Origin of the sequence: Enterobacter cloacae complex sp. SHL021 (assembly GCF_049237765.1) — a bacterium.
Classification (GTDB): Bacteria; Pseudomonadota; Gammaproteobacteria; order Enterobacterales; family Enterobacteriaceae; genus Enterobacter; species Enterobacter cloacae.
The window spans coordinates 305,756-318,198 of record NZ_JBMKJG010000002.1 but is presented as its reverse complement, the minus strand read 5'-3'; the positions used below and the strand labels follow the sequence as shown (position 1 = coordinate 318,198).

The window sequence follows — 12,443 nt, the reverse complement described above, 5'->3', positions numbered from 1 at the left end:
AACAAGGGAAGACTTACTCGTGGCTGCAACCCTACTAGCTCAAAATTTATTCACACATGGTTACGCTTTGGGGAAATTATGAGGGGATCTCTCAGTGCCAGGCGCGCTTATCAAAAGGAACATACTGAACCACTTCGCCATCGCGACGGATCAGGCAGTGCGCCGATACGCGCAGATGCGCAATCTCAGCAAAGAAAGGATGGGCATCGGGATCTATCGTTCCCGTGAATAACGCATCGATCCACGGACCGCCAAACTCACCCGGCGGGAGACTAATGTTATGAACCACCAGCAGTGTGGGCTTTTCATCCTCCGGGCGGCCATCGTGGTGCGGCGAGGGTACACGCCGCGCATCCACCAGCCATCCGTCTTCTAACAACATGCTGGAACTCCTTATGTATGGTGCTGTTACTCGGTTCAGAGTAGCATGTTTCAATATTATGATTCGTTACCAATTTGGAGTTTTATCATGCCGCCTCGCCGCTACAACCCCGACCACCGACGTGAAGCGCTTCTGGAACGTATTAATATGGATATTCCGGCAAGCGTTGCCCATGCTTTGAAAGAAGATCTGGGCGGTGACGTCAGCGCGGACAACGACATTACCGCACAATTATTGCCGAAAGAGACACGCTCACACGCCGTGATCATCACCCGTGAAGATGGCGTGTTTTGCGGCAAGCGCTGGGTTGAAGAGGTCTTTACTCAACTGGCTGGCGATGAGGTGCAAATCACCTGGCATGTTGAAGACGGTGACGCCATTACCGCAAACCAGCCGCTGTTTGAGCTTGAAGGCCCGTCCCGCGTGCTGCTGACCGGTGAACGTACCGCGCTTAACTTTGTGCAGACCCTGTCAGGGGTGGCAAGTGAAGTGCGTCGTTACGTTGACCTGCTGGCCGGTACCCATACGCAACTGCTGGACACCCGTAAAACGCTGCCGGGTCTGCGCACGGCATTAAAGTACGCGGTGCTTTGTGGCGGGGGAGCCAACCACCGTCTGGGGTTGTCCGACGCCTTCCTGATTAAAGAGAACCACATTATTGCCTCTGGCTCCGTGCGTCAGGCGGTGGAGAAAGCCTTCTGGCTGCACCCGGATGTGCCGGTTGAAGTGGAAGTTGAAAACCTCGAAGAGCTGGAGCAGGCCATCAAGGCCGGTGCCGATATCATCATGCTCGATAACTTTGAAACAGCACAGATGCGCGAGGCGGTGAAGCTCACCAACGGCCAGGCACAGCTCGAAGTTTCAGGAAACGTCACCTTCGAAACGATCCGTGAATTCGCCGAAACCGGCGTGGACTACATTTCTGTCGGGGCGCTGACCAAGCACGTTCGCGCCCTCGATCTCTCCATGCGCTTTAAATAACGTCGTTCCCCCTCTCTGCCTGGAGAGGGGAAATTTCAGCCCTCCTCGCAATCTCTCTGTTCTTCTCTGCAAGTAAGTACAAATTCCCTGAACGCCGCTTCACGTTCCATTTTTTGCCCCTCGTCTGCTTATTTCCCCGCTGTCAGAGTAGCGCCACTTAACCCTGAGGAGCAGATATGAACAGACAACAAGGCTTCACGCTCATTGAGCTAATGGTGGTAATCGGCATTATTGCCATCCTGAGCGCCATTGGTATTCCCGCCTACCAGAACTACCTGCGAAAAGCGGCCCTGACCGACATGCTGCAAACGTTCGTGCCCTATCGCACGGCGATTGAACTTTGTGCCCTGGAACATGGCGGCGTGACGAGCTGCGACGGCGGCAGTAACGGTATCCCTTCTCCAACGACAACACGCTATGTCTCAGGAATGAGCGTGACGCAGGGCGTCGTGACGTTAACGGGCCAGGAGAGCCTTAACGGACTTGAGGTGGTGGTGACACCGCAATGGAGCAGTGGCAACGGTATGACGGGCTGGAAACGTAGCTGCAATATCAGCAACGACGGTGCGCTCAAAGAGGCCTGCGAAGATGTTTTCCGTTTCGACAGTAACTGACAGGAGCGGATAATGAATTCAGATCAACTCGTCACCCTGTGCCAGCGCCACCATGCTTTGCTGCTGACCAGCGACGCCGACATGATTAGCATCGCCGTCGTGGGAAATCCCGCCGCTGAAATGATGGAAGCGCTGCGTTTCGCCACGCAAAAACGTATTGATATTGAATGCTGGACAGCGGAGCGCATGGAAAAACACCGGCAGTTAACCGCGCAATCACACCTCCCGGTCGTTTTAACGCCGCACAACACGGTGGATATTCTCAACCACACCCTGCAGCAGGCGATCAACCAGCGCGCTTCTGACATTCATATCGAACCGATGGGGGATATCTGTCAGGTCCGCTTGCGCGTTGACGGTGTGCTTTGCCCGCTGCCACCGCTTTCTGCAGCGGTGGCAAATACCCTCACCGCTCGCTTAAAAGTGCTGGGCCAACTGGATATTGCGGAGCGCCGTTTACCGCAGGATGGTCAATTTACGATTGAACTGGCAAGCGAGCCGGTCTCTTTTCGCATCGCCACGCTTCCCTGCAGCGGCGGAGAGAAAATTGTGCTGCGCTTGCTGCATCAGGTTCATCAGGCGCTGGAACCCGAAAAACTGGGAATGAGTGCGAAACAGCTGGCCCGCTTTAACGAGATCCTTCATCAACCGCAGGGGCTGATTTTGGTCACGGGCCCCACTGGCAGCGGAAAAACGGTCACGCTCTATAGCGCATTGCAGGCGCGTAATACCCCTGACGTTAACATCTGCAGCGTGGAAGATCCGATCGAGATCCCGCTTGCGGGGTTGAACCAAACGCAGATTAATCCCCGTGCGGGCTTAACCTTTCAGAGCGTTCTGCGGGCGCTCCTGCGCCAGGATCCGGACATCATTATGGTAGGCGAAATCCGCGATAGTGAAACGGCAGAGATTGCCATTAACGCCGCACAGACCGGGCATCTGGTGCTGTCGACGCTGCACACCAACTCCACGACGGAAACCGTCATTCGCCTGCAGCAGATGGGGGTCGCACGCTGGATGATCTCCTCTGCACTTTCGCTGGTGATTGCCCAGCGACTGGTGCGTCGTCTGTGTCCTCACTGTCGGCAGGAAGCCAACAGCCGCGCAGAATTACCGCGCACCGTATGGCCCCGGCCGCTTCCTCGCTGGCAACCTGGCGGCTGCGATCGCTGCTATCACGGCTTTTATGGCCGCGTCGCCATTTTTGAAGTCCTTGCCATCGACACCACGCTCCGGCAGGCCATCGCCAGTGGCGCCTCGATAGAGGTCATCGAAGCCAGCGCCCGTCAGGCGGGAATGACATCGTTATTTGAGCAGGGTTGTCTGGCCGTTGAGCAAGGTCTGACCACGCTCGAAGAGTTGCTGCGCGTGCTGGGAATGCCCAATGAGTATTAATCATCTCTGGCGCTGGCGGGCGCTATCCAGTGAAGGCGAATCTCTGTGTGGGGTGCTGTGGGCGGCAGATCGCGAAACGGCCTTCGTCAGGCTGATGCGTAAAGAGTTACATCCACTTTCGCTCACCCGATGCTCGCTGACGCACCGCTGGCGACCCCAGCATTGCTATGAGATGTTTCGCCAGCTTGCCACGCTGTTGCAGGCTGGCCTGACGTTATCGCAAAGTCTGCAAATGCTGGCCGAGCAGCATCCTGTCAAACACTGGCAGGCGCTGCTGGAAAACATGAATGATGATCTGAGCGAGGGATGCGCCTTTTCAGAGGCGCTGAAGCGATGGCCTGCGGTATTTAGCCCGCTGTATGTCTCGATGGTAAAAACAGGGGAGCTAACGGGAAAGCTGGAAACGTGCTGCCGCCAGCTCGCTCAGCAGCAACAATCCCAGCAGCAACTCACGGCAAAAGTGAAGAAGGCGTTGCGCTATCCGACGATCATCCTGGCGCTGGCCGTTCTGGTCGTTCTGGCCATGGTCACCCTGGTCTTGCCGGAGTTCGCGGCCATCTACAAAACGTTTAATACTCCCCTGCCGCTGCTGACACAGATGGTCATGGGCCTGTCGGCGTTTATCCAGACATACGCCATCGCCCTGTTCGTGCTGCTGCTTATTCCCGTGGCCATCGCCTGGGCGCTGCGACGGGATCCGCGCTGGCAACGTATCCTGATGCATATTCCCGTGACGGGAAGGCTGGCAAGAGGGCAAAAACTGGGGCAGATCTTTACCGTACTGTCACTCACCCAGCAGGCGGGCATCCCCTTTTTACAGGGATTACAGAGCGCAGAAGAAACTGTTGATAGCCGGTACTGGCAAGGCATATTGCGCAGCGTTCGTGGGGACATTGAACAAGGCTTTACCGTCTGGTCTTCATTTCAGAAAGCGGCCGTCTTTACCCCGCTGTGCATTCAACTCATACGCACCGGGGAGGTCTCTGGGTCACTCGACATTATGCTGGAAAACCTTGCCCGCCATCATACGGAGCAAACCTTTCAACTGGCAGATAATCTGGCCGCGCTTCTGGAGCCAGTGCTGCTGATTGTGACAGGGGTGATTATCGGTACGCTGGTGGTGGCGATGTATCTGCCCATTTTCCATCTCGGGGATGCAATGAGCGCGGGATAACGCTGGCGTACGGACATACGCCAGCAGAAACATTACAGGCTATTGAAAACGCGGTTTTCCTGCTCCTGAACGCGGATAAACGTCGTACGTTTTGTCAGCTCTTTCAGACGGGATGCCCCAACGTAGGTACATGCGGAACGCAGGCCGCCCAGGATGTCACGAGCCGTGTTTTCGACCGGGCCACGCAGGGGCAGCTTCACGGTTTTGCCTTCCGCAGCACGGTATTTTGCCACGCCACCTACGTGACGAGTCATTGCTGATTCTGAGCTCATGCCGTAGAACAGCATGAACTTCTCGCCGTTCTCTTCAACCACGGTACCGCCGCTCTCTTCATGACCCGCCAGCATGCCGCCGAGCATCACGAAATCCGCGCCGCCGCCAAAGGCTTTCGCGACATCACCCGGCATGGTGCAACCGCCGTCGCTGATGATCTGGCCGCCCAGACCGTGCGCGGCATCAGCACACTCAATCACCGCAGAAAGTTGCGGGTAACCCACACCGGTCTTCACACGCGTGGTACACACGGAACCCGGGCCAATGCCCACTTTTACGATGTCTGCACCTGAAAGGATCAGCTCTTCACACATTTCACCGGTTACCACGTTGCCCGCGATAATGGTTTTGGTGGGCCAGGCCTCACGCGCCTTGCTGACAAACTGCACGAAGTGCTCGGAGTAACCATTTGCCACATCAATACAGACAAAATTGAGCGCCGGGTTAGCGTTAAGAATCTGTTTGGTCTTCTCGAAATCGGCATCGGAGGTACCGGTGGAAACCATGACATGCTTCACCACATCGTCCGATGCAGAGGCGATAAAGGCATTCCACTCTTCCGGGCTGTAGTGCTTATGCACAGCGGTAAGGATATCGAATTTCGCCAGCGCGGTCGCCATCTCGAAGGTTCCCACCGTATCCATATTGGCTGCGATGATCGGCACGCCAGACCAGGTCTGACCGGAATGTTTAAAGGTGAATTGACGTTCGAGTTCAACGTCTGAGCGACTTTTCAGTGTAGAGCGTTTAGGGCGGATAAGAACGTCTTTGAAACCTAACTTCAGATCTTCTTCAATACGCATGTGCGGATTCCTGGGGTTAGAGGCAAATATGTTAAAAGCACAACTCCAGTGACGTTATCATACGCACTAATACCTGCTCCGCAAGACTGCGAAATTCTCTTTTTTTACGCTACAATCCTATAAATTTACCTGGTAAAAAGCCGGTAAAGAGAGCCAAACAGTGGCTGGCGCACGTTTGAATTTTAACCAACTGATTTTAATAATGAATAATTCCCAGGATTTGATTTAATGGGGTATATCGTCGCATTAACCGGCGGCATCGGTAGCGGGAAAAGTACCGTTGCGGACGCATTTTCTCGTCTGGGTATCACCATAATCGATGCCGATATCATTGCCCGTCAGGTGGTAGAGCCAGATACACCCGTACTAAACGCCATTAAGGCACATTTTGGTCAGGCAATTATCAACGCGGATGGCACGCTAAATCGCCGCAAGCTTCGTGAGTGCATTTTTTCTGATTCTTCAGAAAAGACCTGGCTTAATGCTCTGCTCCACCCCATTATCCACCAGGAAACCCAGCGTCAGATTGCCGCAGCCCGCTCGCCATATGTTCTGTGGGTGGTTCCGCTGCTGGTAGAGAATCAACTGCACAATAAAGCGGACCGGGTACTGGTCATTGATGTCTCACCCGAAACGCAAATCCAGCGCACCGTGGCGCGCGACCATGTCTCGCGCGAACAGGCTGAACAAATTCTTGCCGCTCAGGCCACGCGCGCTCAGCGCCTTGCCGTTGCGGATGATGTTATTGATAATAACGGCGCACCAGATGCCATTGCATCGGATGTTGCCCGCCTGCACGCGCAGTATCTGACGTATGCCGCGCAGGCCGTTGCACAGGAAAAACCATAATGTCGACCCACATCCTTTTTGAGCATCCGCTCAACGAAAAAATGCGTACCTGGCTGCGTATCGAATTTCTGATTCAACAACTCTCACAACATTTGCCCATCAACGATCATGCGACGGCGCTGCACTTCTTCCGCAATGTGGGCGATCTTCTGGATGTAATTGAACGAGGCGACGTTCGCACCGAGCTACTGAAAGAGCTGGAGCGCCAGCAGCGTAAACTACAGGCCTGGGCCGAAGTACCGGGCGTTGACCAGAGCCGCATTGATTCACTCCGTCAACAGCTTAAAAACAGCAGCAGTACGCTGATGGCCGCTCCCCGCGTTGGGCAGTTTTTGCGTGAAGACCGCTTAATCGGGCTGGTGCGCCAGCGCCTGAGTATCCCGGGCGGCTGCTGCAGCTTTGACCTGCCGACACTGCATATGTGGTTGCATATGCCGCAGCTCCAGCGTGATGCACAGGTGAAAAGCTGGCTGGACAGCCTGGAGCCGATGCATCAGACGTTATCCCTGATCCTCGATCTCATCCGTAACTCGGCGCCATTCCGCAAGCAAACCAGCCTGAACGGTTTCTACCAGGACAACGGTGATGATGCGGATCTGCTGCGTCTGAACCTCTCTTTGGGTGAACAGCTTTACCCGCAAATCTCCGGGCATAAGAGTCGTTTTGCGATTCGCTTTATGCCGCTGGATAGTGAAAATGGCACCGTGCCGGAACGCCTCGATTTTGAACTGGCCTGTTGTTAAGGAGTGCCTATGTCTGATGTAACCACCGTAAACTGCCCAACCTGTGGCAAAACTGTTGTCTGGGGAGAGGTGAGTCCGTTTCGCCCATTCTGCTGTAAGCGCTGTCAGTTAATTGACCTGGGCGAATGGGCGGCGGAAGAGAAACGCATTCCAAGTGAAGGCGATCTCTCGGACAGCGATGACTGGAGCGAAAACCAGCAGTAGCGGTAGATGCCTGCTGGCGCTTCGCTTAGCAGGCCTACAGGTTGCCCGTTAGCCGGGATATGACGGGCGCATTTGCCGGAGGAAATTTTTCGGCATCACTCGCGTGAAGCGAAACCCAGCCACCCGGTTGACCCTCTTTCCCCCAGGGTTCCCCCTGCCAGCTTTCCACAAGCCAGAACCACAGCGTGATGTGACGATCCGGAAACTGGTATTCCAGCTTATCAAACAGCGTTGCGCCAATCGGAGTAATGCCGACCTCTTCCTGAAGCTCACGCACCAGCGCCTGCTCCGGCGTTTCACCGGACTCGATTTTCCCGCCAGGAAACTCCCACTTGTTTGCCATGTGGGCGTCAGCGGCACGTTGCGTGATGAAGATTTGGTTTTGCGGGTTGCGAATAATCCCGACAGCAATTTGCAGTATTTTCATATTGTCACTTCCATAAAAAAGGCGCAGATTTCTGCGCCTTTTCGTTTTTTATGAACTTAGCTCAGACGGCCGTGGCACGCCTTATATTTTTTACCGGAGCCGCATGGGCACGGATCGTTACGCCCCACTTTGCGATCGCCAGTTTGCGCGGCGATCGCCGCAGCGGCTTCGCTATCGTCAGTCTGGTGGCTGAGCTGCTGCATCTGTGCCAGACGCTCGGCTTCCTCACGACGCTGTTGCTCCATCGCTTCCACTTCTTCCGGCATACGCACCTGCACTTTGCTCAGGGTGCTGATAACTTCATATTTCAGCGACTCCAGCATGGAGGCAAACATCGAGAAGGATTCGCGCTTGTACTCCTGCTTAGGATCTTTCTGCGCATAGCCACGCAGGTGGATCCCCTGACGCAGGTAGTCCATCGCCGCCAGGTGCTCTTTCCACAGTGAGTCCAGCGTCTGCAGCATCACCCCTTTTTCGAAATGACGCATCATCTCAGCGCCAACAACCTCTTCCTTACGCTTATATACCTCCAGCGCGGTTTCGTAGATACGCTCGCGCAGGGTCTCTTCGTGCAGCTCAGGCTCTTTATCCAGCCACTCTTTGATTGGCAGGTCGAGGTCGAAGTCGTTTTTCAGGCGCTCCTGAAGGCCTTCGATATCCCACATCTCTTCCAGAGACTGAGGCGGAATGTGCGCATCGATAGTCGCTTTGAACACATCTTCACGAATGCTGTTGATGGTTTCGCTCACGTCGGATACGTCCAGCAGTTCGTTACGCTGGGTATAGATAGCACGACGCTGATCGTTGGCGACGTCGTCATATTCCAGCAGCTGCTTACGAATATCGAAGTTGCGGCTTTCCACTTTACGCTGCGCGTTGGCAATCGCTTTGGTCACCCATGGGTGCTCAATGGCTTCACCAGGTTTCATCCCCAGCTTACGCATCATGCCGGAAACACGGTCAGAGGCGAAGATACGCATCAGCGCATCTTCCATCGACAGGTAGAAGCGGGAAGAACCGGCATCCCCCTGACGACCTGCACGACCACGCAGCTGGTTATCGATACGACGTGATTCGTGACGCTCGGTACCAATGATGTGCAGACCACCAGATGCCAGAACCGCGTCATGACGCACCTGCCAGTCGGCTTTGATCTGCGCAATCTGTTCCGGCGTTGGGTTTTCCAGCTCAGCCACTTCGGCCTGCCAGCTACCGCCCAGCATAATATCGGTACCACGACCCGCCATGTTGGTGGCGATGGTCACAGCCGCCGGATAACCCGCCTGCGCAACGATATCTGCTTCTTTGGCGTGGAATTTGGCGTTCAGTACGTTGTGCTTGATACCCGCTTTGGTCAGCTCATTAGACACCACTTCGGATTTCTCGATGGAGATGGTCCCCACCAGAACCGGCTGGCCTTTAGCTGTACGCTCGCGAATATCTTCGATGATTGCCTGAATTTTTTCCGCTTCGGTCATGTAGACCAGGTCCGGCATGTCCTTACGGATCATTGGACGGTTGGTTGGAACGACAACGGTATCCAGTTTGTAGATGGAGCTGAATTCAAACGCTTCGGTATCTGCTGTACCGGTCATCCCTGCCAGCTTCTCGTACAGACGGAAGTAGTTCTGGAAGGTAATAGACGCCAGCGTCTGGTTTTCGTTTTGAATATCCACGCCTTCTTTGGCTTCAACGGCCTGGTGCAGACCGTCAGACCAGCGACGACCCTGCATGGTACGGCCGGTGTGCTCATCAACGATGATGACTTCGCCGTCTTTGACGATGTAGTCGACGTCGCGAGTGAACAGCGCATGGGCGCGCAGTGCGGCAGTCACGTGGTGCATCAGCATGATGTTGCTCGGGGAGTAAAGAGACTCGCCCTCTTCCATGATGCCTTCAGCCACTAACAGCTCTTCAATTTTAACCAGACCACGTTCAGTCAGGTTCACCTGGCGCGCTTTTTCATCAACGGAGAAGTGGCCTTCACCCTGGAAGGTATCGGAGTCTTCTTTCTCCTGACGCAGCAGGTGTGGAATGATTTTGTCGACTTTACGGTACATATCAGAGCTGTCTTCGGCCGGACCGGAGATGATCAGCGGGGTACGCGCTTCATCGATCAGAATGGAGTCCACCTCATCCACCAGCGCATAGTGCAATTTACGCTGCACACGTTCTTCAGGGCTGAACGCCATGTTGTCACGCAGGTAGTCGAAGCCGTATTCGTTGTTGGTACCGTAGGTGATGTCGGCGTTATACGCTTCGCGCTTGGCTGGCGCAGGGAGACCGGACATGTTGATGCCGACGGTCATCCCCAGGAATTCGAACAATGGACGGTTATTTTCGGCGTCACGCTGTGCCAGATAGTCGTTGACGGTCACGACGTGCACGCCTTTGCCGGTCAGTGCGTTCAGGTAGGCAGGCAGCGTCGCGGTCAGGGTTTTACCTTCACCGGTACGCATTTCCGCGATGCAGCGCTCGTTAAGCACCATACCGCCCAGCAGCTGCACGTCGAAGTGACGCATGCCGAATACACGTTTACTCGCTTCACGCACAACCGCGAAGGCTTCCGGGATCAGGCTTTCTAAGGTTTCGCCTTTTTCCAGGCGTGCGCGGAATTCTGCGGTTTTCGCTTTCAGCTCGTCATCAGACAGCTTCTCCATCGCCGGTTCCATACCGTTGATGACAGCGACAGCTTTGCGCATACGGCGCAGGGTACGATCGTTACGACTACCAAAAACTTTGGTTAATAATTTGATTAGCATAATAAATTCTCAAACGCCCCATAACGGGCAGATAAATTAAGGTATTGAAAACGGTTAATTTAACTGAGGCGCTGAGGCCCGGCGCGGATGCCGTGAACCTGGCTTATCCACGTCGAGACAGAGAATGTGGCGGGTGAAACAACGACGGATTGCGCTGTCTGCGGAACGCTAACAGCTGGCTGGCTGTCCTGCGTCAACAGCGCGTTGAGCGTATCCAGCAGCGCAAGGTGTTGCGCCTGAACCGGCAGCGTCTCTTCAGCAACCGGTATGGCCTGCGGCGCCATTGCAAATGACAGATGGCGGATAACCGTGCGGATGGCGTGCTGCTGCCAGTAATCTACCGAAAAGTTAGGACGGCGGCTGGCTTCAAGCCACGCAAGATTGGTGAAGTTAACGCGCGCGGTGAGATCGTGTTTAGTGGTTGACGTCTTTGCCGGTGTGGCAGCTTCGGCGCTGTTGCTGAGCGCAGGCAAGCCGAAACTCGCCGCGACCATCCCTAATAAGAGATGCGGCCAGAAGTAACGTCTGCCAAATTGTCGCCAGCGCGTCAGAATTCCGCTCACTTGCTCCACCACATAAGCCCGTCTTACACAGGCTGAGTTCAGTTATTCTTTTAAGCGCCCAGATATTACCACTAAAGCCAATACACAGCAGCAGGAATGACGTACTGCAGCGGGGAAAAACGGTCAAGAATGCAGCTAACGCACAGATTTTCTACGCCTGCTAAGCGAAAGGGGAAGCTGGGGCAAAATGAAGAAAGGTAAAAATAAAAACGACTGGTTTCCCTGGTCGGAGAGAGTACCAGGTTAACCAGTCGATTTTTTACGGAACGGCTTGAACCGTTACGCCAGAACCAGGCCAGGGGCTTTGAAGGCCAGCGGCAGTTCAGCTTCGTCTTCGAAGGTCACATACTCCCAGGCTTCCTGTTTTGCCAGGACGGCCTGCAAGAGTTTGTTATTCAGCGCATGACCGGATTTGAACGCGGTAAATGCACCAATAATGTTGTGACCACACATGAACAGGTCACCAATTGCATCAAGCATTTTGTGGCGAACGAATTCATCTTCGAAACGCAGACCGTCTTCGTTCAGTACGCGATAATCGTCAACAACGATGGCACAATCGAAGCTGCCGCCCAGGCACAGGCCGCGGGACTGCAGATATTCGATATCACGCATGAAGCCGAAAGTACGAGCACGGCTGATCTGGCGCATAAACGCATCAGCAGAGAAGTTCATCGCATAGCGCTGGGTACTGGCATCAATCGCCGGATGGTTAAAATCGATGGTGAAGTCCAACGAGAAACCATTGTACGGTTTGAATTCAGCCCACTTGTCGCCATCTTCGACGCGAACGGTCTCTTTGATGCGAACAAATTTCTTCGCGCAGTTCAGTTCTTCGATGCCGGCATCCAGCAACAGATAAACGAACGGAGCAGCACTACCATCCATGATCGGGATTTCTGGCGCATCGACTTCAACAATAATGTTGTCGATACCCAGACCCGCCAGGGCGGCGTTCAGGTGCTCTACGGTAGAAATCCGCACGTCATGCTCGTTCACCAGACAAGTACAGAGCATAGTATCACGCACAGATTTGGCATCGGCCGGAAAATCTACCGGTGGATTCAAGTCGGTGCGACGATAGATGACCCCGGTATTGGCCGGCGCAGGGCGTAACGTCAGGGTGACTTTCTTGCCGGTATGTAAACCGACACCCGTCGCCTGAACGATACGTTTAAGTGTCCTTTGTTTGATCATCGTATAATCTCGCCAAATTAACTATCCAACCGAGAGTGTATATCACTAACGGTGGGCCAGTTTAGCACAAAGAGCG

General features: G+C 54.5%; 13 protein-coding genes and 1 pseudogene. 8 read left to right on the top strand and 6 right to left on the bottom strand.

Going from position 1 to position 12,443, the window contains the following annotated elements; genetic code table 11:
• Positions 1-82: hypothetical protein (locus ACOTZF_RS03625; RefSeq protein WP_048266543.1), on the top strand; the 82-nt coding region annotated here is incomplete at its 5' end.
• A gap of 12 nt (positions 83-94) precedes the next feature.
• Here ACOTZF_RS03625 and ampD read toward each other — a convergent pair.
• A pseudogene (gene ampD / locus ACOTZF_RS03620) lies at positions 95-382 on the bottom strand (1,6-anhydro-N-acetylmuramyl-L-alanine amidase AmpD); the annotation flags it as partial.
• 87 nt (positions 383-469) lie between these two features.
• On the opposite strand from ampD, the gene nadC reads away from it, so the two are divergent.
• The 4 genes from nadC to hofC all read left to right on the top strand — a co-directional run bounded on the left by nadC (position 470) and on the right by hofC (position 4,546).
• Positions 470-1,363, top strand: coding sequence for a carboxylating nicotinate-nucleotide diphosphorylase (gene nadC / locus ACOTZF_RS03615; RefSeq protein ID WP_013095589.1), 894 nt, complete (start codon positions 470-472; stop codon positions 1,361-1,363).
• Positions 1,364-1,539: 176 nt separating this feature from the next.
• A complete protein-coding gene (gene ppdD / locus ACOTZF_RS03610) occupies positions 1,540-1,977 on the top strand; it encodes a prepilin peptidase-dependent pilin (RefSeq protein WP_040022095.1) in 438 nt (145 codons plus the stop codon).
• 12 nt (positions 1,978-1,989) lie between these two features.
• Positions 1,990-3,372 (top strand): type II secretion system protein GspE, encoded by a 1,383-nt coding sequence (gene gspE, locus ACOTZF_RS03605; RefSeq protein WP_013095587.1) that lies wholly within the window; start codon positions 1,990-1,992, stop codon positions 3,370-3,372.
• Complete coding sequence (hofC, locus tag ACOTZF_RS03600; RefSeq protein WP_129252016.1) at positions 3,362-4,546, top strand: protein transport protein HofC; 1,185 nt, start codon at positions 3,362-3,364, stop codon at positions 4,544-4,546. Before gspE ends, hofC begins: the two co-directional genes overlap by 11 nt.
• A 32-nt stretch (positions 4,547-4,578) precedes the next feature.
• On the opposite strand, the gene ACOTZF_RS03595 is transcribed toward hofC, so the two are convergent.
• Positions 4,579-5,622 carry a GMP reductase gene (locus ACOTZF_RS03595; protein WP_020688503.1) on the bottom strand — a complete coding sequence of 348 codons (1,044 nt, stop codon included), beginning with the start codon at positions 5,620-5,622 and terminating at the stop codon, positions 4,579-4,581.
• A gap of 228 nt (positions 5,623-5,850) precedes the next feature.
• Here ACOTZF_RS03595 and coaE point away from each other — a divergent pair, with 228 nt between their 5' ends.
• The 3 genes from coaE to yacG are packed head-to-tail and all read left to right on the top strand — an operon-like array spanning position 5,851 to position 7,418.
• Positions 5,851-6,471: a dephospho-CoA kinase gene (gene coaE, locus ACOTZF_RS03590; protein ID WP_129317702.1), complete on the top strand. Its 621-nt coding sequence runs from the start codon at positions 5,851-5,853 to the stop codon at positions 6,469-6,471.
• Entirely contained in the window at positions 6,471-7,214 is a 744-nt protein-coding gene (gene zapD, locus ACOTZF_RS03585) for a cell division protein ZapD (RefSeq protein ID WP_047352027.1), read from the top strand. The genes coaE and zapD overlap by 1 nt, the downstream gene beginning before the upstream one ends.
• Positions 7,215-7,223: 9 nt before the next feature.
• Entirely contained in the window at positions 7,224-7,418 is a 195-nt protein-coding gene (gene yacG, locus ACOTZF_RS03580) for a DNA gyrase inhibitor YacG (protein WP_003856332.1), read from the top strand.
• Positions 7,419-7,452: 34 nt separating this feature from the next.
• Here the strand turns inward: yacG and mutT are convergent, their stop codons facing one another.
• The 4 genes from mutT to lpxC all read right to left on the bottom strand — a co-directional run bounded on the left by mutT (position 7,453) and on the right by lpxC (position 12,367).
• Positions 7,453-7,845, bottom strand: a complete 393-nt coding sequence (mutT, locus tag ACOTZF_RS03575) for an 8-oxo-dGTP diphosphatase MutT (RefSeq protein ID WP_047352028.1) — start codon at positions 7,843-7,845, stop codon at positions 7,453-7,455.
• Between the two features lie 56 nt (positions 7,846-7,901).
• Positions 7,902-10,607, bottom strand: coding sequence for a preprotein translocase subunit SecA (secA, locus tag ACOTZF_RS03570; RefSeq protein WP_013095581.1), 2,706 nt, complete (start codon positions 10,605-10,607; stop codon positions 7,902-7,904).
• Between the two features lie 59 nt (positions 10,608-10,666).
• The gene (secM, locus tag ACOTZF_RS03565; RefSeq protein ID WP_029882703.1) at positions 10,667-11,170 is read right to left on the bottom strand and encodes a secA translation cis-regulator SecM; all 504 of its coding nucleotides are present in this window, start codon (positions 11,168-11,170) and stop codon (positions 10,667-10,669) included.
• A gap of 279 nt (positions 11,171-11,449) precedes the next feature.
• Positions 11,450-12,367 (bottom strand): UDP-3-O-acyl-N-acetylglucosamine deacetylase, encoded by a 918-nt coding sequence (gene lpxC / locus ACOTZF_RS03560; protein ID WP_013095578.1) that lies wholly within the window; start codon positions 12,365-12,367, stop codon positions 11,450-11,452.
• Positions 12,368-12,443: the final 76 nt, after the last annotated feature.

Excerpts from the sequence above, each read along its gene's own strand:
- gspE (WP_013095587.1), top strand. The coding sequence starts at position 1,990 with ATGAATTCAGATCAACTCGTCACCCTGTGCCAGCGCCACCATGCTTTG.
- hofC (WP_129252016.1), top strand. The coding sequence starts at position 3,362 with ATGAGTATTAATCATCTCTGGCGCTGGCGGGCGCTATCCAGTGAAGGC.
- ppdD (WP_040022095.1), top strand. The coding sequence starts at position 1,540 with ATGAACAGACAACAAGGCTTCACGCTCATTGAGCTAATGGTGGTAATC.
- mutT (WP_047352028.1), bottom strand. The coding sequence starts at position 7,845 with ATGAAAATACTGCAAATTGCTGTCGGGATTATTCGCAACCCGCAAAAC.
- zapD (WP_047352027.1), top strand. The coding sequence starts at position 6,471 with ATGTCGACCCACATCCTTTTTGAGCATCCGCTCAACGAAAAAATGCGT.
- yacG (WP_003856332.1), top strand. The coding sequence starts at position 7,224 with ATGTCTGATGTAACCACCGTAAACTGCCCAACCTGTGGCAAAACTGTT.
- nadC (WP_013095589.1), top strand. The coding sequence starts at position 470 with ATGCCGCCTCGCCGCTACAACCCCGACCACCGACGTGAAGCGCTTCTG.
- ACOTZF_RS03595 (WP_020688503.1), bottom strand. The coding sequence starts at position 5,622 with ATGCGTATTGAAGAAGATCTGAAGTTAGGTTTCAAAGACGTTCTTATC.
- secA (WP_013095581.1), bottom strand. The coding sequence starts at position 10,607 with ATGCTAATCAAATTATTAACCAAAGTTTTTGGTAGTCGTAACGATCGT.
- lpxC (WP_013095578.1), bottom strand. The coding sequence starts at position 12,367 with ATGATCAAACAAAGGACACTTAAACGTATCGTTCAGGCGACGGGTGTC.
- coaE (WP_129317702.1), top strand. The coding sequence starts at position 5,851 with ATGGGGTATATCGTCGCATTAACCGGCGGCATCGGTAGCGGGAAAAGT.